The 19,459-nt window shown below is 66.6% G+C and carries 18 protein-coding genes; 8 read left to right on the top strand and 10 right to left on the bottom strand.

Going from position 1 to position 19,459, the window contains the following annotated elements:
- Nucleotides 1–7: 7 nt before the first annotated feature.
- From ACGVWT_RS02025 to ACGVWT_RS02035, 3 genes are read right to left on the bottom strand one after another with little or no spacing between them, the layout of a single operon-like run.
- On the bottom strand, nucleotides 8–442 hold the full coding sequence (locus ACGVWT_RS02025; protein ID WP_315461272.1) for an HPr kinase/phosphorylase: 435 nt from the start codon (nucleotides 440–442) through the stop codon (nucleotides 8–10).
- A gap of 5 nt (nucleotides 443–447) precedes the next feature.
- A complete protein-coding gene (locus tag ACGVWT_RS02030) occupies nucleotides 448–2,052 on the bottom strand; it encodes a stimulus-sensing domain-containing protein (protein WP_315461271.1) in 1,605 nt (534 codons plus the stop codon).
- On the bottom strand, nucleotides 2,021–2,728 hold the full coding sequence (locus tag ACGVWT_RS02035) for a response regulator transcription factor (protein ID WP_116461210.1): 708 nt from the start codon (nucleotides 2,726–2,728) through the stop codon (nucleotides 2,021–2,023). Before ACGVWT_RS02035 ends, ACGVWT_RS02030 begins: the two co-directional genes overlap by 32 nt.
- A gap of 176 nt (nucleotides 2,729–2,904) precedes the next feature.
- Between ACGVWT_RS02035 and ACGVWT_RS02040 the strand changes: the two genes are divergently transcribed.
- The 3 genes from ACGVWT_RS02040 to ACGVWT_RS02050 all read left to right on the top strand — a co-directional run bounded on the left by ACGVWT_RS02040 (nucleotide 2,905) and on the right by ACGVWT_RS02050 (nucleotide 6,507).
- A complete protein-coding gene (locus ACGVWT_RS02040; protein ID WP_315461270.1) occupies nucleotides 2,905–4,524 on the top strand; it encodes a phosphoenolpyruvate carboxykinase in 1,620 nt (539 codons plus the stop codon).
- Nucleotides 4,525–4,649: 125 nt separating this feature from the next.
- On the top strand, nucleotides 4,650–5,870 hold the full coding sequence (locus ACGVWT_RS02045; RefSeq protein ID WP_315461269.1) for a DUF3419 family protein: 1,221 nt from the start codon (nucleotides 4,650–4,652) through the stop codon (nucleotides 5,868–5,870).
- 1 nt (nucleotide 5,871) lies between these two features.
- The gene (locus tag ACGVWT_RS02050) at nucleotides 5,872–6,507 is read left to right on the top strand and encodes a class I SAM-dependent methyltransferase (protein WP_315461268.1); all 636 of its coding nucleotides are present in this window, start codon (nucleotides 5,872–5,874) and stop codon (nucleotides 6,505–6,507) included.
- A 7-nt stretch (nucleotides 6,508–6,514) separates the two neighbouring features.
- Here ACGVWT_RS02050 and ACGVWT_RS02055 read toward each other — a convergent pair whose 3' ends face one another.
- The 3 genes from ACGVWT_RS02055 to ACGVWT_RS02065 form a co-directional block, all read right to left on the bottom strand.
- Entirely contained in the window at nucleotides 6,515–6,955 is a 441-nt protein-coding gene (locus ACGVWT_RS02055; RefSeq protein ID WP_017978855.1) for a thioesterase family protein, read from the bottom strand.
- A 79-nt stretch (nucleotides 6,956–7,034) separates the two neighbouring features.
- Complete coding sequence (locus ACGVWT_RS02060) at nucleotides 7,035–7,487, bottom strand: NfeD family protein (RefSeq protein ID WP_315461267.1); 453 nt, start codon at nucleotides 7,485–7,487, stop codon at nucleotides 7,035–7,037.
- Entirely contained in the window at nucleotides 7,484–8,455 is a 972-nt protein-coding gene (locus ACGVWT_RS02065; protein WP_315461266.1) for an SPFH domain-containing protein, read from the bottom strand. The genes ACGVWT_RS02060 and ACGVWT_RS02065 overlap by 4 nt, the downstream gene beginning before the upstream one ends.
- A 150-nt stretch (nucleotides 8,456–8,605) precedes the next feature.
- Here ACGVWT_RS02065 and guaB point away from each other — a divergent pair, with 150 nt between their 5' ends.
- From guaB to ACGVWT_RS02080, 3 genes are read left to right on the top strand one after another with little or no spacing between them, the layout of a single operon-like run.
- Nucleotides 8,606–10,063 carry an IMP dehydrogenase gene (gene guaB / locus ACGVWT_RS02070; RefSeq protein ID WP_315461265.1) on the top strand — a complete coding sequence of 486 codons (1,458 nt, stop codon included), beginning with the start codon at nucleotides 8,606–8,608 and terminating at the stop codon, nucleotides 10,061–10,063.
- Nucleotides 10,064–11,236: an RsmB/NOP family class I SAM-dependent RNA methyltransferase gene (locus ACGVWT_RS02075; RefSeq protein ID WP_315461264.1), complete on the top strand. Its 1,173-nt coding sequence runs from the start codon at nucleotides 10,064–10,066 to the stop codon at nucleotides 11,234–11,236.
- 31 nt (nucleotides 11,237–11,267) lie between these two features.
- Complete coding sequence (locus tag ACGVWT_RS02080) at nucleotides 11,268–11,768, top strand: M48 family metallopeptidase (RefSeq protein WP_315461263.1); 501 nt, start codon at nucleotides 11,268–11,270, stop codon at nucleotides 11,766–11,768.
- Here the strand turns inward: ACGVWT_RS02080 and rsmA are convergent.
- The 4 genes from rsmA to ACGVWT_RS02100 form a co-directional block, all read right to left on the bottom strand.
- Nucleotides 11,765–12,619: a 16S rRNA (adenine(1518)-N(6)/adenine(1519)-N(6))-dimethyltransferase RsmA gene (gene rsmA / locus ACGVWT_RS02085; protein ID WP_315461262.1), complete on the bottom strand. Its 855-nt coding sequence runs from the start codon at nucleotides 12,617–12,619 to the stop codon at nucleotides 11,765–11,767. The genes ACGVWT_RS02080 and rsmA overlap by 4 nt on opposite strands.
- Nucleotides 12,616–13,611 (bottom strand): 4-hydroxythreonine-4-phosphate dehydrogenase PdxA, encoded by a 996-nt coding sequence (gene pdxA / locus ACGVWT_RS02090; RefSeq protein ID WP_394425194.1) that lies wholly within the window; start codon nucleotides 13,609–13,611, stop codon nucleotides 12,616–12,618. The genes rsmA and pdxA overlap by 4 nt, the downstream gene beginning before the upstream one ends.
- Before the next feature lies 1 nt (nucleotide 13,612).
- Nucleotides 13,613–14,980, bottom strand: a complete 1,368-nt coding sequence (locus ACGVWT_RS02095) for a peptidylprolyl isomerase (protein WP_315461260.1) — start codon at nucleotides 14,978–14,980, stop codon at nucleotides 13,613–13,615.
- Between the two features lie 83 nt (nucleotides 14,981–15,063).
- Complete coding sequence (locus ACGVWT_RS02100) at nucleotides 15,064–17,316, bottom strand: LPS-assembly protein LptD (protein ID WP_315461259.1); 2,253 nt, start codon at nucleotides 17,314–17,316, stop codon at nucleotides 15,064–15,066.
- Nucleotides 17,317–17,477: 161 nt separating this feature from the next.
- Between ACGVWT_RS02100 and ACGVWT_RS02105 the strand changes: the two genes are divergently transcribed.
- Together ACGVWT_RS02105 and ACGVWT_RS02110 are read left to right on the top strand one after the other, a co-directional pair.
- Nucleotides 17,478–18,950: a leucyl aminopeptidase gene (locus tag ACGVWT_RS02105; protein ID WP_315461258.1), complete on the top strand. Its 1,473-nt coding sequence runs from the start codon at nucleotides 17,478–17,480 to the stop codon at nucleotides 18,948–18,950.
- A gap of 54 nt (nucleotides 18,951–19,004) precedes the next feature.
- A complete protein-coding gene (locus tag ACGVWT_RS02110; RefSeq protein WP_315461257.1) occupies nucleotides 19,005–19,445 on the top strand; it encodes a DNA polymerase III subunit chi in 441 nt (146 codons plus the stop codon).
- Nucleotides 19,446–19,459: the final 14 nt, after the last annotated feature.

The following is a 19,459-nucleotide window of genomic DNA, read 5'->3' on the forward strand; positions in this document are numbered from 1 at the left end:
GGGCGTGTCACGCGGGCGTCGCCCCAGGTTGGCGGACCGCCCATTCGATCTTGAGCGGGGTTGAGGCGTGATGCGCGTCGAACGCAAGCTCGCGTACGGCGATCCCCGCAAGCAACCGTTCTCGCCGCTCAGGCATGCGCTGCGCCTCACCGCCCAGATGCACGATCAATGCGACCGGCAGGTCATCCACCTGCGCCATGCTGACGATGCCGAGGCCCCGCACCTCGATCCGGCCGCGGATCGTCTCCGGCGCCCGCGCGCGCAGCGTGGTTCCCTGCCGTACCACGAGCGTGCGATCGTCGCTGACCAGCACCGCCCCGCGATCGATCAGGCGCAGCGCCAGATCGGACTTGCCGGTGCCGGACACGCCCTGGATCAGCACGACATGCCCGTCGATCGCGACGCTGGTCGCGTGCAGCATTTCCGATGAAAGGATGGTCATGATGCTCAGTCCGCCGCAGATGGCGCGCCTGCGATCGGCAAGCGCACGACGAAGCGCGCGCCCGCCAGCCGGTCTTCGCGCGATTCGACGATGATGCTGCCCTGATGCGCCTCGACGATGGTTCGCGCAATGGCGAGACCCAGGCCGCTGTGCTGGCCGAATGCCTCGCTTTCCGGCCGGATCGATTGGAAGCGCCGGAAGATCGCCTCGCGCGCTTCTTCGGGTACGCCAGGGCCCTCGTCTTCGACCCGGACGACGACGTCTTCGTCACTGCATGCCGCGGCAATGGCGACGACGCCGCCGTCCGGGGAGAAGGATAACGCATTCTCGATCAGGTTTTCGAACACCCGTTCCAACCGCGCGCCCTCGCCGAGCACGACCAATGGCAGGCCATCATCGTCGACCCGCAGCCGGATGCCGCGCTCCACCACGCGCTCGATGCGCTGGGCGACGAGCGCGCGGATCATCGCGGCGACATCGATCGGTTCGAAATGCGCGCGGCTGAGCTGCGCATCGAGGCGCGATGCCTCTGAAATGTCGGTGATCAGCCGGTCGAGCCGATGCACGTCGTCGCGCACGATACCGAGCAGCCGAGCTTGCAACTCCGGGTCCTTCACTCGTCCTAGCCCCTCGACGGCCGACCGCAGCGAGGCAAGGGGGTTCTTCATCTCATGCGTCACGTCGGCCGCAAACGCCTCCGTCGCATCGATCCGCGCCCGGAGCGCAAGGCTCATGTCGGACAGGGCCCGAGCAAGGCTGCCAATCTCGTCGCGGCGCGAGGGCAGACGCGGCACCACGACCTCGCGGGCACGCCCCAGCCGCACCCGCACCGCCGCCCGCGCCAGCCGTCGCAGCGGCCGGACGATGGTGCGCGCCAGAAACAGCGACAGCAGCACCGAAACGAGCGTCACGACGAGCAGCACGATGCTCAGCCGGAACCGTTCGATCCGCACCGTCTGCGTGATGTCGCGCGCGTTGATCGTGCTCATGACCACGCGTTTGCCCGGCAGCGGCGCCGCGACAGTGATGACGGGAGTACGATCCGGCGCCCGCCAGATGCTGCCCGACACCTTGCTCTGCGCTGCCGCAATCGAAACGTTCGGCCATTCGCGTCCGTCCCCGCGCTCGCGATACAAGGGCGGGCGGACAGCGCCGACGATCGTATCGATGGCCGCATCGAGGAAGCGGGCGACGCTCTGGTTCCATGCCTGCTTGTCCGGGTCGAGCAGCACGGCGTTGCGGACGCCGAGGTCGCGACTGTCGGCGATCGTCCGCCCGCCATCGTCGAAGATACGCAGCCGAGCGCCGGTGTCTCGCGCCAGTCGCGTAATGAGGTCATCCCGCTGCTCCGGCCCCACCATCGCCAGCGATTCGGCGATCAGCCGCCCTTCGCGAACATATTGCGCCACCCGCGCATCGAGCAGCCGGCTGCGGTACGAATCGAGGTAGAAGAACCCGCCCGCCAGCAGCAGCAACGCGAAGATGTTGACCGCCAGGATGCGGCGAGTGAGCGAGATCTGGCCCGACCAGCGGAGCGCGAGGTCGCTCGCCTCGCGTCGCCGGTCGCTGCCGCCGCTTTCACTCTTCGGAGAAGCGGTAGCCGGCGCCATACAGCGTCTCGATGGCGTCGAATTCGGGATCGACCTGTCGGAACTTGCGCCGCAGCCGCTTGATGTGGCTGTCGATCGTCCGGTCGTCGACGTAGATGTCGTCCTGATAGGCGGCATCCATCAACTGGTTGCGCGTCTTGACGATCCCCGGGCGCTGCGCGAGCGTTTCGAGGATCAGGAATTCGGTGACGGTCAGCGTGACCGGCGCATCGTCCCAAGTGGTGCGATGCCGCGCCGGGTCCATCGACAGGCGCCCGCGGACGAGCGGGGCCGCAGCAGTCGTTTCGCCCTCCTCGGCGGGGCTCGCCACCGCCTCGGTCCGGCGCAGGATCGCACGGATGCGGGCGATCAGCAGGCGCTGACTGAAAGGCTTGGCGATATAATCGTCCGCGCCCATCGCCAGGCCCAGTGCCTCGTCCAGCTCGTCGTCCTTGCTGGTCAGGAAGATGACCGGAATCTGGCTCTTCTCGCGCAATCGCCGAAGTAGCTCGAGGCCATCCATCCGCGGCATCTTGATGTCGAAGATGGCAAGGTCAGGCGGGTTGTCGGTCAGTGCCTTCAACGCCGTTTCGCCATCCGAATAGACACGGGTCAGGAACCCCTCCGTCTGGAGCGCGATGGAGACGGACGTCAGGATATTGCGGTCGTCGTCGACCAGCGCGATCGTCGCGGTCATGCTCTGGGGCGCCTTCGATCCATGTAGGGTGGCGTAGGGCAAAGCGCGCCGCGGCTCAACACCTGCCCCTGCGTCAAGTGTTTGACGTGTTAAACGCTGTATCCTATATGATGGGATATCAGCGGCGTGCGCACAGCCCTCCCCAGGATGTGCAGGCCGTGGCGAGTCATGGGAGGATGATTGTGAACGAGCGCATTCCGCACGCGGGTCTTGCTGCACAGGGTATCGAAACGCGGGCCGACCTGCACTGGAACTTGGTGACGGCGCGATTGGTCGAAGCCGCCGTCGCGCGCGGCGAGGGCAAGCTCAGCGCCGACGGACCATTGGTCGTCGAAACCGGCGCGCATACCGGCCGGTCCGCGCAGGACAAGTTTATCGTTCGCGATGCCGAAACTGACGGTACGGTCTGGTGGGGCAAGTCGAACAAGGCAATGGCGCCGGAGCATTTCGCCGCGCTGAAGGCGGACTTCCTGACAGAGCTGGGCAGCAAGGAACATCTGTTCGTCCAGGATCTGTACGGCGGATCGCAGCCCGAAAACCGAGTGCGCGTGCGCGTCATCAACGAACTCGCCTGGCACAATCTGTTCATCCGGACGATGCTGGTCCGCCCCGAAGAGCGCGAGCTGCGCGACTTCCAGCCCGAATACACGATCATCGACCTGCCGACCTTCCGCGCCGACCCGGCGCGTCACGGCACGCGCAGCGAGACGGTGATTGCGGTCAACTTTACCGAGAAGCTGATCCTGATCGGCGGCACGCGTTATGCCGGCGAAATGAAGAAGAGCGTGTTCGGCCTGCTCAACTATCTGTTGCCGACGACCGGCGTGATGCCGATGCACTGCTCGGCGAATATGGGCGCGGATGGTTCGACCGCCGTCTTCTTCGGCCTTTCGGGTACCGGCAAGACGACGCTGAGCGCCGATGCCAGCCGCACGCTGATCGGCGATGACGAACATGGCTGGTCGGACACCGCGGTCTTCAATTTCGAGGGCGGCTGCTACGCCAAGATGATCCGTCTGTCGGCCGATGCCGAGCCGGAAATCTTCGCGACCACCAAGCGCTTCGGCACCGTGCTGGAAAACGTCGTGATGGATCCCGTCACGCGGCAGCTCGACCTCGACGACAACAGCCTCGCCGAAAACAGCCGCGGCGCCTATCCAATCGATTTCATCCCCAACGCCTCCAAAGAGAATATGGGAGGCGTGCCGAAGAATATCGTGATGCTGACGGCGGACGCCTATGGTGTACTGCCGCCGATCGCGAAGCTGACGCCCGATCAGGCGATGTACCACTTCCTGTCGGGCTATACCGCTCGCGTGGCGGGGACCGAGATCGGCGTGACCGAGCCCGACGCAACCTTCTCGACCTGCTTCGGCGCGCCGTTCATGCCGCGTCATCCGTCCGTGTACGGCAATCTGCTCAAGGAACGCATCGCCAAGGGCGGTGTCGACTGCTGGCTGGTCAACACCGGCTGGACCGGTGGTAAATATGGCGTCGGTAATCGCATGCCGATCAAGGCGACGCGGGCGCTGCTCAACGCCGCGCTCGACGGCAGCCTGAAGGACGCGGAGTTCCGCACCGATCCCAATTTTGGTTTCCAGGTACCGGTCGCGGTGCCGGGCGTCGATGCCGCAATCCTCGACCCGCGCAGCACCTGGGCGGACAAGGACGCCTATGACGCGACCGCAGCGCGTCTGGTCGACCTGTTCGTCGAGAATTTTGCGCAATTTGCCGACCATGTCGATGAAGGCGTCCGTCAGTCCGCGCCGCGGGTGAAGGCGACCGAAGCCGCCTGACGAGAACCGACGCCGCGAGTCTGGAGGGGCTCGCGGCGCTGTCACGCGATCATCGCAGGACTTTCCCCGGCGCGTCACAATCCGCGCGCATGGCGCCGCTCGACGGACAGCCGAGGGGTGGGCAGATGACGGGTAACACGCAGAAGGCCGTGGCCGCAGCGATGCAGCGGCACGGCCATCTTTCCAAACAAGGCCTGCTGGAGCGCGCCTTCACCTGGGCGTTTCGCGGCCTCGTCTATGCGCAGATCTGGGAAGACCCGGTCGTCGATATGGCGGCGCTGGCGATCACGCCGGATTGCCACGTCGTCACCATCGCATCGGGCGGCTGCAACGCGCTGTCGTACCTGACCGCGAATCCGGCGGCGATCACTGCCGTCGACCTCAACACCGCGCATATCGCGCTTGGCACTTTGAAGCTCGCTGCGGCCCGGCACCTGCCGGATCACGCGAGCTTCTTGCGGTTCTTCGGCCACGCCGCCAGCGGCGACAATCTCGATGCCTATCAGCGCTACATCCGCCCGCATATCGATGAGCCGACGCGCCGCTATTGGGAAGGCCGCGACCTGATCGGCCGACGCCGCATCGGCGGCTTCGCGCACGGCGTCCACAAACGCGGCCTGCTGGGCCGGTTCATCGGTGCGGCGCATCTGCTCGCCAAGCTCAATGGTGTCGACCCGCGCCTGCTGCTCGACGCGCGATCGATCGAGGAACAGCGTGCGATCTTCGATCACAAATTTGCGCCGGTCTTCGACCGGCGCTTCGTCAAGTGGCTGACCGATCAGCCGGCATCGCTGTTCGGCCTCGGCATTCCCCCGGCCCAGTTCGATGCGCTGGCCGGCGAGGAGCGTATGGCCGGCGTCCTGCGCCAGCGCCTCGAAAAACTCGCCTGTGGCTTCGACCTCAAGGATAATTACTTCGCCTGGCAGGCCTTCGGCCGCCGATATGGCGAAGGCCCCTCCGCGCCGCTGCCGCCCTATCTGCAGGCCGAGCATTACGACGCCATCGTCGACCGCGTCGGCCGCATCACGCTCGCCCACGCCAATCTGACCGAGCATCTCGCGAGCCTCCCCGACGCCTCGCGTGACCGCTACATTCTGCTCGACGCGCAGGACTGGATGACGGACGAGCAATTGTCCGCGCTGTGGACGCAGATCACCCGAACGGCGCGCTCCGGCGCCCGCATTCTGTTCCGCACCGCCGGCGAGGCGGACATCATCCCCGGCCGCATCCCCGATGCCGCCCTGTCGCGCTGGGCGTATCAGGCCGAGGCATCGAAAGCCTTCACCGCGCAAGATCGATCGGCGATCTATGGTGGCGTCCACCTCTACATCCTGCAGGACGCGTAAGGTGGATCACGCCGCGCGGATGGACCGCATCTACGCCGGCCAGCGCCACATCTATGATCTGACGCGCAAATATTATCTGTTCGGGCGCGATCGGATGATCGATCGCTTGGACCTTCAGCCGGGTGCCACCGTGCTGGAGGTTGGCTGCGGAACGGGACGCAATCTGATCCGGGCGGCGCGGGCGTGGCCGGACGCGCGCTTCTACGGCCTCGATATCTCGGCCGCGATGCTCACGACCGCGCGTGCCAAGGTTGCGGCGGCGGGTCTGTCCGGTCGGATCACGCTGGCGCAGGCCGATGCCGCGGACTTCGATCCCGTCGCGCTGTTCGGCCTCGCGCGCTTCGACCGGGTCGTATTCAGCTATACGCTGTCGATGATCCCGCCATGGCGCGCCGCATTGCAGCAAGGGCTGGCGGTAACGGCAGCGAACGGGCGGCTCGCGGTGATGGACTTCGGCACGCAGGTCGGCTGGCCCGCCTGGTGGCGTACAGCGTTTCTTGCCTGGCTGCGCCATTTCGACGTGACGCCGCGCGCCGACCTGACGGAAGAGGTTACGCGCCTCGCGACGCAAGCCAACCGACAGGCCGATGCCCGGCCGCTATGGGGTGGTTACGCTTGCGAGGCGACGATCGCCTGAGCCATCGTTAGCGGCGTTCGACCAGACCCGTCGCGGGCAGGGGCCCTTCGCCGAGCTGGAAGAAGCGCTCGACGATATCGCGTGCCAGTCGCGCGGGCCGGAGCGTTTCCGCATCGAGGCAGCACCAGCTCGATTTCACCTCTGCGACCACTTCTTCACCGCGGCGGATGACGGTGTCGTAGAAGGCGCGTGCGCCCTGTACCTTTTCCAGCAATACCGTCGCGATCACGTCGTCGCCGAGGAAGGTCGGCTTGCGATAGGTGATCTCGTGCTTCAGTGCGACCCACAGGTGAGCGGCGACCGCATCGGCGGGCGCGAGCTTCTGCCAATGGCTGACGACGGCGTCCTGCACCCACTTCAGATAACTTGCGTTGTTGACGTGCCCCATGAAGTCGATGTCGGCCGGATCGATCGGAACCGGAAACTGATGCGGAATGCTCTGCGTCACGCCTGTAGATATAGCAGTTCCCGCGTGATCCGACAGGGCCGATCGGGATGGATGCGACGAATGGCCCGGCGAACGTCGATCAGTCGCCCGCCGCTTCGACGGTAACCATGCCGCCGTCGACCGCAACGATGCGGACGCGCTCCCCCACTGCCGCATGCGCTCCTCTCGCCGGCCAGCTGCCATCGCCGATTCGCACCCGGCCGCCGGCCTCGCCGATCGCGACGTCGACCAATACGACTTCGCCGATCATACGCGCCGCCCGATCGTTCAGCTTGGGGTCGCTGCTCGACACGGGGAAGTCGCGATACCAGCGCCGTCCGACCAGCACCGCGATGACGCTCCAGACGGCGAAGGCGGCGATCTGCGCGGGCAGCGGCAGATCCGGCACCACCAGCACGACCGCGCCCACGACCGCCGCGGCTGCCGCCAGAAAGATGGCGAACACGCCAGGGATCAGCAGTTCCGCAATGCCGAGCGCCAGCGCGGCGATCAGCCACGCACCGCCGGCCCCGCCGATCGTGTCGAGCGTCACGCCTGCGGCAACTCGAACGGCCCGCGCTTTGGTTCGGGCTTGGCCGGGGCGGCGGCAGGGGCCTTCGCCAGCGCATCCTTTGCCAGCTCGCCGATGCCGCCCAGCGTGCCGATCAGCTGCGTCGCTTCCACTGGGAACAGGATCGTTTTGGCGTTAGGGCTGGTGGCGAACTTGCCGACTGCCTCGACATATTTCTGCGCGACAAAATAGTTGATCGCCTGCGTCCCGCCCTGCTCGATCGCCTCCGACACGACGCGCGTCGCTTTCGCCTCCGCCTCCGCCGCGCGTTCGCGGGCTTCGGAATCGCGATAGGCCGATTCGCGCCGTCCCTCCGCTTCCAGGATCCGCGCCTGCTTCTGGCCTTCCGCCCTTAGGATTTCCGATGCGCGCGTGCCCTCGGCCTCTAGGATATTGGCGCGCTTCTCGCGCTCGGCCTTCATCTGCCGGCCCATGGCGGTGACGATATCGGCCGGCGGACGGATGTCCTTGATCTCGACGCGGGTGATCTTGACCCCCCAGGGTACCGTCGCATGATCGACGACCGACAACAGTCGCGCGTTGATTTCGTCGCGCTTCGACAGCGTCTCGTCCAGGTCCATCGATCCCATCACGGTGCGCAGGTTGGTCGTCGTCAGCTGCAGCAGCGCGGTATAGAGATTCGAAACCTCATAGGCGGCCTTGGCCGCGTCGAGCACCTGAAAGAAGACGACGCCGTCGGTCGAGATGATCGCATTGTCCTTGGTGATGATTTCCTGACCCGGAATGTCGATCACCTGCTCCATCATGTTCATCTTCCGACCGACCCGGTAGAAGAAGGCGGGGTAGAAGTTGAAGCCCGGGCTCGCCGTGGTCGTGTAACGGCCGAAATGTTCGATCGTATATTGGTAGCCTTGGCGGACGATCTTGATGCTCGTCATCAGGTAGAAGAGCACCAGGACGAGGGCGAAGGCTGCGATCGTTATGGCCATCGGTGTCGTATCCCCTTGCCGCGCGAATCTGCCCCGCGCTGTCCTGCGACGATAGCACAGTCCGCCAGTCATGCACGGCCCTCTAGCGCTTCTGCTGCACTGCGGTTACATGGCCCGCCACTTACTCCCCTCCCGCGAGGACATGGCACCTTGGATATCCGGCTCGGTCTCACCTTCGACGACGTATTGCTCGTACCGGGCGAGTCGGACATCCTGCCGAGCACCGCGGATACGCGCACGCAGCTGACGCGCGGCATCGCGCTTAACATCCCGATTCTTTCTTCAGCCATGGATACCGTGACCGAGGCCGACATGGCGATCGTCATGGCGCAATTGGGCGGGATCGGCGTGCTCCACCGCAATCTGTCGATCGAGGAACAGGTCGCCGCAGTGCGGCAGGTCAAGCGCTTCGAATCGGGCATGGTCGTCAACCCGATCACCATCGCGCCCACCGCGACGCTTGCCGAAGCGCAGGCGCTGATGGCGCACCACCGGATCAGCGGCATCCCGGTCGTCGAGCGCGATGGCAAGCTCGTCGGCATCCTGACCAACCGCGACGTGCGCTTCGCCGGCAATCCGAAACAGCCGGTCGCCGAATTGATGACCCATGAGAACCTCGCCACGGTCACCACCGACGTCGGGCAGGAAGAGGCACGCCGGCTGCTCCACCAGCGCCGGATCGAGAAGCTGCTGGTCGTCGACGATGCCTATCGCTGCGTCGGTCTGATCACGGTGAAGGACATCGAAAAGGCGGTTACCTATCCATCGGCGACGAAGGATGCCGCCGGTCGCCTCCGCGTCGCCTCCGCGACGACGGTCGGCGACAAGGGCTTCGAGCGGACCGAGGCGCTAGTCGACGCCGAATGCGACCTGATCGTCATCGACACCGCGCACGGCCACAACCGCGACGTGGCGCGCGCGGTCGAGCGGGTGAAGAAGCTCAGCAATTCGGTGCAGGTCGTCGCCGGCAACGTCGCGACCGGCGAAGCGACACGCGCGCTGATCGATGCGGGCGCGGATGGGATCAAGGTCGGCATCGGCCCAGGCTCGATCTGCACGACGCGCGTCGTCGCCGGTGTCGGCGTGCCGCAGCTCACCGCCGTCATGGATTGCGCGGAGGGCGCCGCGAAGGCGGGCGTGCCGGTGATTGCGGACGGCGGCCTGCGCACCTCGGGCGATCTTGCCAAGGCGCTCGCTGCGGGCGCCTCGACCTGCATGGTCGGCTCGTTGCTTGCGGGCACGGAGGAAGCACCGGGCGAGACCTTCCTGTACCAGGGCCGCGCCTACAAGTCGTATCGCGGCATGGGATCGGTCGGCGCGATGGGCCGCGGCTCGGCCGATCGCTATTTTCAGGGCGACATCAAGGATCAGATGAAGCTGGTGCCAGAGGGCATCGAGGGACAGGTCGCGTATAAGGGGCCAGCGAAGGACGTGATCCACCAGCTGGTCGGCGGCATCAAGGCGGCCATGGGCTATACCGGATCGGCGACGATCCCTGACCTCCAGACGCGTGCGCAGTTCGTCCAGATCACCGGCGCGGGCCTAAAGGAAAGCCACGTCCACGACGTGACGATCACGCGCGAAGCGCCCAATTATCCGACCCGTTAAGTGACGCCCGCCGCCCGCACCCAGGCCGCGATCGAATTGCTCGATGCGGTGATCGACGCCGCGCGCAGCGGCGGCGCGGCGGCAGACACGTTGATCGCGCGCTATTTCGCGACGCGCCGCTACGCCGGATCGAAGGACCGGCGCGCGGTGCGTGACCTCGTCTATGCCGCGATCCGGCGGGCAGGGGACGTACCGGCATCCGGCCGCGCCGCCATGCTGTCGGTGGCGGCGAGCGACTCCGCAGTCGCCGCAACCTTCGACGGCTCGGCGCACGGACCGGCACCGATCGCCGCGGACGAACAGATGGCGGCCAACGGTGTCATGCCATCATGGCTCGCGGAAGCCTTGTCCGCGTCCCGCGTCTCGCCTGATCAACAGGCAGCCCTCATCGACCGTGCGCCGTTGGACGTGCGCGTCAATCGCCTGCTGGCCGACCCGGCGTCGATCGCCCAGGCATTGGGTGGCGAACCGATCCCCGGCGTGCCCGATGCGCTCCGCCTGCCAACCGGCACCAATGTCGACGGCTATGCCGGGCAGATCGAGGTACAGGATGCCGGCAGCCAGATCGTGAGCCTCGCCGCTCGTGCTCAGCCCGGCGAGCGCATCGTCGACCTGTGCGCCGGTGGGGGGGGCAAGACGCTGGCGCTCGCTGCAGCGATGCGTAACGAGGGGCATATCCTCGCCACCGATATCGACCGGGCGCGACTGTCCCGTCTGATGCCACGTGCCGAAAAGGCCGGCGTGACGGTCGTCGAAACGCGCCTGCTCGATCCGAAGCGCGAGGCGGCGGCGCTGACCGATTGGGAAGGCACGGCCGACACCGTGCTGATCGATGCGCCCTGTTCGGGCACGGGTACGTGGCGCCGCAACCCCGAGGCGCGGTGGCGGCTCACCGCCGACCGCCTCGCCCGTTTCGCCGAGCAGCAGCGTCATGTGCTGGAGGTTGGGGCAGGACTCGTCCGACCGGGCGGGGCCTTGGTGTATATCGTCTGCTCGCTGCTCGACGCCGAAGGGGCAGGGCAGGTCGAGGCTTTCCTCGCGCATCATTCCGACTGGCGCGCGGAACCGCTCGACCTACCCGCGGGGAACCCACGCGGCGCCGGCCTGCGACTTGATCCGGCAAGCCATGGCACCGACGGATTTTTTGTCGCGCGGCTGATCCGCGCCTGCTAGTCCTCGGGGCGTGCCCCCCGTGGAGACCTTCATGCGCGTTATGTCCGTCGCCCTTGCCGCTGCGCTGACCCTAGTCTGCGTCTCCACCTCGCTTAGCGGCCAGCGTCCCGACGACCAGATCGACGCGCGGTCGCTGCAATTGCTCAGCGAAGGACGCTCCGCCAAAGCCGCGGGCAACCTCGACCAGGCGACGGACCTGCTCGAAACCGCCCTCGCGGTCGATCCTCGCAACCGTCAGGCGTTCATCACGCTGGCGCAGGTTGCCGAAACGCGTGGGCTGCCTGGCAAGGCGATCCGCCTGTATCGCGAGGCGCTGACACTCGAGCCCAACGATGTCGCCGCCTTGCGCGGACAGGGCGAGGCGCTGGTGATGAAGGGCGCCGTGGCGGTGGCGAAGGGCAACCTCGCCAAGATCCGCACGCTCTGCAAGGGTGCCTGCCCGGAGGCCAACGAACTCGCCGCGGTGATCGCCAAGGGCCCGCCGGTGACGACGGCACAGAACGACGCGAAGCCCGCGACCGCCAAGCCTTAAGCGCCGACACCAACCTCGCGGGCAATAGCAACGAACTCCGCGACGCTCACCGTTTCCGCCCGCCGGGTGGCGTCCAGACCGAGCCGCTCGAGCGCGGTGAGCGCGCCCGGCACGCCCTTCAGGCTCTGGCGCAGCATCTTGCGTCGCTGGCCAAAGGCCGCCGCCGTTACCCGTTCCAGCACACGCACATCGACGCCGTCAGGCGCTTCGCCGGGCACGATATGGACGACGGCGGACATCACCTTCGGCGGCGGCGTGAAGGCGGAGCGATGCACCGGCATCGCGATCCGCGCGGTCGAGCGCCACTGGCTCAGCACCGCGAGCCGGCCATAGGCATCGTCCCCGGCGTCGGCGACGATCCGGTCCGCGACCTCCTTCTGAAACATCAGCGTGCATGATTGCCACCACGGCTGCCAGTCGCTGGTCAGCCAGCCGATGAGCAGCGCGGTGCCGACATTATAGGGAAGGTTCGAGACGATGTGCGGCCGCCCCGCGAACAACGTCGGCGCGTCGACCTCCAGCGCGTCGCCTTCGATGACGCGCAGCTTGCCCGGATAGGCTTCACTGAGTTCGGCGAGCGCGGGAATACAGCGTCGATCGCGCTCGATTGCGGTCACCTGCGCCCCCGCCGCCAGCAGTGCCCGCGTCAGGCCGCCAGGACCGGGCCCGACTTCCAGCACCTCGGCACCGGCCAAAGAGCCTGGCACTGCCGCAATGCGGGCGAGCAACTGCCCATCGAACAGGAAATTCTGCCCCAGCGCCTTACTGGCGCTCAAGCCGTGCCGGGCGATGACGTCGCGCAAGGGGGGAAGGGCCGGCGCAGGCGCACCGGTTGCTGCCGCATCGCTCATGCCCGAGCGCGCCGGTCCGCCGCCTGTCCCGCCATCGCGATCGCCGCGATCATCGCGCCGGGATGCGCCCGGTCGCTGCCCGCCAGATTGAACGCGGTGCCATGATCGGGCGAGGTCCGCACGATCGGCAGGCCCAGCGTCATGTTGACGCCTTCGTCGAAATGAAGCGTCTTGATCGGCACCAGCGCCTGATCGTGGTAGCAGCACAGGGCCGCATCATAGTGTTTACGCGCGCGGGCATGGAACAGCGTGTCCGCCGCGAACGGCCCCTTGGCGTCGATGCCTTCGGCGCGGAGCTGGGCGATCGCAGGCTCCAGAATGTCGATTTCCTCGCGTCCGATCGTCCCGCTCTCGCCCGCGTGCGGATTGACGCCAGCGAAGGCCAAGCGCGGTGCCGCAATGCCGAAGTCGCGCCGCAGGGCGGTCGCGGTCGTACGCGCCTTCGTCACGAGCAGATCGATCGACAATAAAGACGGCACTGCCGCTAGCGGCACATGGGCGGTCAGCGGCACGACGCGCAGCGACGGCCCCGCCAACATCATCACCGCATCCTCGGCTGCGACGCCGCAGCGTTCTGCGACGAACTCTGTTTGCCCCGGCTGATTGAAGCCGATGCCGTAAAGTTGCGCCTTGGAAACTGGCCCGGTGACCAACGCCCTCGCGGCGCCACGTTGGGCCAGAGCGATCGCGTATTCCAACGCGCTCAGCGCGGCCCGCGCGCCGGGAATCGTGGCCGTGCCCGGTACCACGTCTCCAGCGGGCTCAGTCGCCAGGACCGGAAGCGCCCGATCGAACACGACGGGCGCCGCGGCGATGTCGTCGATCACCTCGATCGGGCCATCCCACACACGTGCGACGGCACCGGCATCGCCGACCATCGCAAAGGGCGGCAGGCTGCGCAGCGTGCGCACCACCCAGCTCTTGGCGATAATCTCCGGGCCGACCCCCGCGGGGTCGCCCATCGCAATCGCCAGCGCCGCCCCGCTCGTCATATCAGCGATACTCGATGACCGCGTCACGACGCAGGTCGCGCAGCTTGCTTTGCGCGCGTAAGTTGACGCGCTGCTGTTCCAGCTGGCCCTGAATTTGCGCGGCGCCCGGCACCGACGAGGCCTGCGGATCGTCACGACCGCACAGCACCAGTGCGCGCACGCCTTCGGTCGGCGAACCGAACGGTGGGGTCGCCTGGCCAACCTGCATCTTCAGCAGGATTTCCTGAAGCGGCGCGGGCAGGTCGCGGATGCGGATCGAATCGTTGTCGACCACTTCGGCGCCGATGCCGGCGGCAATCTTCTCGACCGTACCGCAGCCCTGGATCGACTGGACCGTCTTGGCGAAGGTCGCTGCGCGCGCCGAGGCCTGTGCCTGCGTCGTGCCCGCCGGGAAGGCGACGGTCAGCTGCTTCAGGCTCAGCTTCGCATCGCGCGGATCGGCCGCACCGATCGTCCGCTTGTCGGTGAGGTACAGGATCGAGAAGCCGCCCGGCGTCTCGATCGGACCTGCGATCTGGCCGACCTGCATCTGCTGCGTCGCCTCGGCGAGAGGCTGCGGCAGCGTGACGAGGCGGATCCAGCCGAGATCGCCACCGACACCGCGCGTCGAGGCTTCGGAATAGTTGCGCGCGAAGAGTTCGAAGGGCTGCTGCGCCTTCTGGATTTCGCCGATGATCTGCTTGGCCTTGGCGAACACCTGCGCACGATTCGCGTCATTGGCGCTCAGGTAGATTTCCTTGAGGTTATATTCCTCGGTGCCACGCGATGCCTCGATCCGCTTCTGGATCGCCGACACTTCTTCGTCGCCGACGTTGACGAACGGCTCGATCTTGCGGCGCAGGTAACGGCTCCAAGCCAGTTCACCCTCGATTGCGCGGCGCAGCGAGCGTTCCGACGATCCCGCCTTGCGCAACGCGACGCGCAGCTGCGGCACGGTCATGTTGAAACGCTTGGCGAGGCCCGCCTCGCTCTGGTCGAGCTCGACCTGCGTCACGGTGATTTCGGCGCTTTTCGCCTCCTGGATTTCCAGCGTCTCGTCGATCAGCTGGCGCAGGATCTGGAGCTTGAACTCGTCGATCTGGTCGGGCGGCGGCGTGCGGCCGCCATTGTTGAAGACGGTGAGCGCCAGGCGCTGGTCGACGTCGGTGCCGGTGATCACCGTGTCGTTGACGATCGCGGTCGGCTTGCGGACGTTGGGGTCGAGCTTGCCGAAGATCTGCAGGTTTGCGGGGATGTTCAGGTTCGTGTCGGGCACTTGCTGGTCGGCGACCGTCTGCGCGATCGCGCCGGTGCTGAAAGCGGCCAGCGCGGACCAGCCGAGCAGGCGCACGGCCTTGCCGCGGAGATTGCGTCGAATGTTGTGCGTCACGTCGTTCCGTTACCCCAAAAAGCGCGGGCGCGCCGCAGCACGGCCTTGCGGCCCGTCTTGCCCCGTCGCAGCTGAACTTCGGCTTAGCGGCCGAGGTTGGTCAATGCCAGCGTCAACAGGAAGCTGTTGCCCGAGCGAGCGTCGCCCGTATCCTGATAATCGCGGCGCCAGGTCGCACCCAGCCGGATGCAATCGTCCTCATATTGCACGCCGATACGGTGGCGGATCGGATCGAATCCATCGGACAGCGACAAGGGGTCTTCGTTGCGGTCGGTCAGATCGATGACGGTCGATCCGAACGCCGACCAGAAACGCGCGAATTGGACGCGGCCGGCAAGGCGCAATTCCTCGCGGTCCTGCAAATCCTCGATCTCGGGAAAGATATTGCGGTTTAGCCTCAGATAGCCCGCCATGACATAGGTGGAGCGCGACCCGATCGTCGCATCCACCTCGTTGCGGCGCACGGCAAGCCCGTCCTTGTCGAGGCGGTAACGATGCGTGATCGATACGAAATCGCGGATGCGGAGCGTCGTGCGGCCGACGATGTCGGAAAAGCGATCCGACAGACCCGTACCGCTCGGCAGGATGGTTGGCCGTTCCGACAGGCGATAGCTCTGGCCGATCACCGCATCTAGTGTCGCGCCGGGCAGCGCGACCGACCATTCCGCGCCGTACGTGGCCCGGCTGCTGTCCTCGAACCGGTCGTACCCGGCGAAGCGGTTTAGCGCGAACAGGTTCGAATCCTCGAGGTCGACGGCCCGCGCATCCTCGTTGGGGACGGCAAGGTTCGCGATCCGCGGCGCGCCGACGATCTGCACCCGCGGCGTCAGGCGCTGCGTCCCGCCCAGGAAGCTACCGACGAACGGCCACTTCACATCCACCGCCACTGCGCCGATCGCGCGGGTCTGGAACCCATCCAGTCCGCGATAGCTCGCGACGCTGGTCAGCTGCGTATCCTGCGTGTTGTATGCGTCGAGCCGGGCATAGCCGGTGAGCGTCACTTCCTGGCCCCAATTGGTCAGGCGGCGAAGGTCCCATTGGCCCGCGACGAACGCGCGTTGCGTATCCTGCCCGGCGGTTCGGGTGAGGGCGAGCGTGTTGGCCTGCAGCTGCAAACGCCCACCGGCAAGGTCCATCCGCTTGCGAAAATCGAGTTCGGGCAGCGCGATCGGCTGCGTCCCCTGCGGATCGTTGACGCGCATCGATTGCACGTACCAGCCGGTCAGCGCGAAATAGGTATTGGGGTCGATCCGCTCCAGCGACGCCGTCGTGCGCAGCCGGTCATCGCGTGAGATGTTGTAGCGGCGCAGGAAGGTGCGGTCGCTCGCCAGGCGCACCGAACCGCTGACGCTCCAATAGGGTGACAGCTGATAGCGGGCGACGCCATCGATATAGCCGCGCAAGGCCCGCTCGGTATCGGTCGGGGTAATCGTCACGAGATCGTCGCTACGCCGGCTTTCGGTGCCATAGGCCGTGATGCGGAAGGCGCCGTTGGTGCCCAGCGCCTCATATTGCGCCTCCATCATCGGCAAGACGGCCGAGAAGACGTGCGGCGTCAGCGTCAGCCCCTTGTTGGGCGCCAGCCGGAAATAATACGGCGCCACTAGTTCGAGGCCGTTGACGCGGTCGAGCTGGAAGTCGGGCGCGAGCAGGCCACTCTCTGCCCCGCCACCGATCGGCAGGGAGAAGGCGGGCAGGGGAAGCGCTGGCAGGCCGAACAGATGAAACTGACCGCCACCGAAATACACGCGTTCGCGATCCGGACGGTAGGTGATGCGGATCGCCGTGATCTTCCACGACGGTTCCTTAGGGCAGCCCTGCGGATTGGTCACCGTGCAGGGCGTATAGGCCGCCTTGTCGAGCTGGAGCGTGCCGTCGGCGTAGCGCTGCCCGCGCTCGGCCGCCATGCGCCCGCCCTGTTCCAGCACGACGAGCATGTTTTCGACGACGCCGTCCTTCATCGAATCGGTCAGCTCGATCGAATCGCCGTAGGCGACGTCGCCTTCGGGGTTGGTGACCGCGATATTGCCCGTGGCGACGACGCGCCCGGTCTTGCGGTTCCACACGACCTTGTCGGCGCGCAGGCGATCGCCCTGCCGGAACATGCGGACGTCGGTCAGTGCGGTGACGATGTCGGTATTCGTATCATATTCCAGGCTGCCGGCACTGAACTGCACCTGCTCGGAGTCATTGGGCTTGGCCGCGGGCGCAGACAGAGCCGGATCGCTGGAGGATGGCGGCGCGACGGGTCGGCTTTGCAGATCCTGCGCATGCGCCGATCCGGCGATCAGGGTCGCGGCGAGCGCACAGCCGGCCAGTAGGTCGAAACGCAACACGATGATCCCGGCACCCTTTTTCGTACATGGCGGCCTCGCCCTGATCGACGCCGCACGTCTGCCGCCTATCGCACCCCTGATGCGCACCTGCAATCGTTGTGCTTCACCGTCCGCGATCCTAGATCGGGCATCTGTCACAGTCGTTGCCGGAAAGTCGAAAGATGCAGATCGCCTTCACCTCCACTGCGCCCAGCGCGCCCGCCATTCTGGCGCTTCCTATCGACAAGGATGCTGCCGGTCGCGCGCAATGGGGCGGATTGGACGAAGGCCATCAGGCTGTCGCCGATGCCGCGGCCAGGGCGGCCCGGTTCGACGGTGAGGCGGGTGCCATCGTCGAGTTGTTCGTCGCGGACGACGGCAAGGCCACGCAGCTGCTGCTGGTCGGCGTCGGGTCCGGCGACGAAGCCGGCTGGAGCAAGGCCGGCGGCGCGCTGGTCGCGCGGTTGCTCACGTCGGGCGCGACCGATTTGGTCGTCGACCTGAGTGGGGTGGACGTCACCCCGCAGGCCGCGGCGCGCTTCGCCGCCGCCGCCGCCCAGCGCGCGTGGCGCTACGATCACTATCGCACCAAGCTCACCGACAAGCAGAAGGTCAGTCTGACCACGCTGACGATCGCCGGGGCACCCGACGGCACCGATGCCGCATGGGCCGCGCAGGACGCCGTGACGCAGGGTCTGGAACTCACCCGGAACCTCGTCGCCGCGCCCCCCAACATTCTCTACCCTGAAACCTTCGTCGAACAAGTTCGCGAATCGGTCGAGGGGCTTGGCCTCGAGATCATCGTCCTCGGCGAGGATGAGATGCGCGAACATGGCATGGGCGCCTTGCTCGGCGTCAGCCAGGGGTCGGTGCGCGATGCGCGCATTCTAGCGCTGAAGTGGAACGGAGCGGGCGAGGGCGATCCCACCCTCGCGCTGGTCGGCAAGGGCGTGACCTTCGACACGGGCGGCATCTCGCTGAAGCCAGGCGCGGGCATGGAAGACATGAAGTGGGACATGGGCGGCGCAGGCGCGGTCGCGGGCACGATGAAGGCGCTCGCCGGTCGCAAGGCGAAGGTCAACGTCGTCGGCGTTATGGGCCTCGTCGAGAACATGCCTGATGGCAACGCACAGCGTCCCGGTGACGTCGTGACCTCCATGTCCGGCCAGACGATCGAAATCCTGAACACCGATGCCGAAGGGCGGCTGGTGCTCTGCGATGCGATCACCTGGACGCAGAAGACGTTCCGGCCGATGACCATCATCGATCTCGCCACGCTGACCGGCGCGATGATCGTCAGCCTGGGCAACGAATATGGCGGCCTGTTCTCCAACGACGACGGCCTCGCCGACAAGTTGCTCGCCGCCGGCACCGCGACCGGCGACAAATTGTGGCGTTTCCCGCTGTCGGACACGTACAATAAGCTGATCGATTCCCCGATCGCCGACATGAAGAACGTCGGACCGCGGGGCGCCGGTTCGATCACCGCGGCGCAGTTCATCCAGCGTTTTGTCGATGAGGGCGTACAGTGGGCACACCTCGACATCGCCGGCATGGTGTGGAGCGATAAGGCCGCCGCGACCTATGACAAGGGCGCGACGGGCTATGGCGTAAAGCTGCTCGACCGCCTCGTTGCGGAGCATTTCGAAGGATAAGCTGCAGCGCTGCGGGGGTGGAGCCATGCCGGCCGGCAGGCTACACCCCCCGGCATGCAGGTCGACTTCTACCATCTCACCGCGACGCCGCTGGACCGCGCGCTGCCGCAGATCGCGGCGAAGGTGGTGGAAAGCGGCGCGCGCCTGCTGATCGTCACCGCGCGTGACGAGCAACGCGCCGACCTCGACCGCCTGCTGTGGACGTACCGCCCCGACAGCTTCCTGCCGCACGCACAGGCGGGGGCAGGGGACGACAGCGTACAACCGGTACTGGTTGCACCTACGGTCACCCCGACCAACCAGGCCCGCCACGTCGCGCTGGTCGATGGCCAGTGGCGCGATGAAGCCCTGGCCTTTGATCGCGCCTTCCACTTCTTCGAGGACGAGCACATCGTTGCCGCGCGTGAGGCGTGGAGGGCACTGGGTGGGCGCGACGGCGTGGAGCGGCGCTATTGGAAACAGTCCGATACCGGTCGCTGGGAACAGGCGGCCTAAACCCGAAGCGGTTG

The sequence above is a fragment of the Sphingomonas sp. S6 genome, from assembly GCF_043498045.1.
Classification (GTDB): domain Bacteria; phylum Pseudomonadota; class Alphaproteobacteria; order Sphingomonadales; family Sphingomonadaceae; genus Sphingomonas.

Excerpts from the sequence above, each read along its gene's own strand:
- ACGVWT_RS02025 (WP_315461272.1), bottom strand. The coding sequence starts at position 442 with ATGACCATCCTTTCATCGGAAATGCTGCACGCGACCAGCGTCGCGATC.
- ACGVWT_RS02030 (WP_315461271.1), bottom strand. The coding sequence starts at position 2,052 with ATGGCGCCGGCTACCGCTTCTCCGAAGAGTGAAAGCGGCGGCAGCGAC.
- ACGVWT_RS02035 (WP_116461210.1), bottom strand. The coding sequence starts at position 2,728 with ATGACCGCGACGATCGCGCTGGTCGACGACGACCGCAATATCCTGACG.
- ACGVWT_RS02040 (WP_315461270.1), top strand. The coding sequence starts at position 2,905 with ATGATTGTGAACGAGCGCATTCCGCACGCGGGTCTTGCTGCACAGGGT.
- ACGVWT_RS02045 (WP_315461269.1), top strand. The coding sequence starts at position 4,650 with ATGACGGGTAACACGCAGAAGGCCGTGGCCGCAGCGATGCAGCGGCAC.
- ACGVWT_RS02065 (WP_315461266.1), bottom strand. The coding sequence starts at position 8,455 with ATGGCCATAACGATCGCAGCCTTCGCCCTCGTCCTGGTGCTCTTCTAC.
- ACGVWT_RS02080 (WP_315461263.1), top strand. The coding sequence starts at position 11,268 with ATGCGCGTTATGTCCGTCGCCCTTGCCGCTGCGCTGACCCTAGTCTGC.
- rsmA (WP_315461262.1), bottom strand. The coding sequence starts at position 12,619 with ATGAGCGATGCGGCAGCAACCGGTGCGCCTGCGCCGGCCCTTCCCCCC.
- pdxA (WP_394425194.1), bottom strand. The coding sequence starts at position 13,611 with ATGACGAGCGGGGCGGCGCTGGCGATTGCGATGGGCGACCCCGCGGGG.
- ACGVWT_RS02105 (WP_315461258.1), top strand. The coding sequence starts at position 17,478 with ATGCAGATCGCCTTCACCTCCACTGCGCCCAGCGCGCCCGCCATTCTG.
- ACGVWT_RS02110 (WP_315461257.1), top strand. The coding sequence starts at position 19,005 with ATGCAGGTCGACTTCTACCATCTCACCGCGACGCCGCTGGACCGCGCG.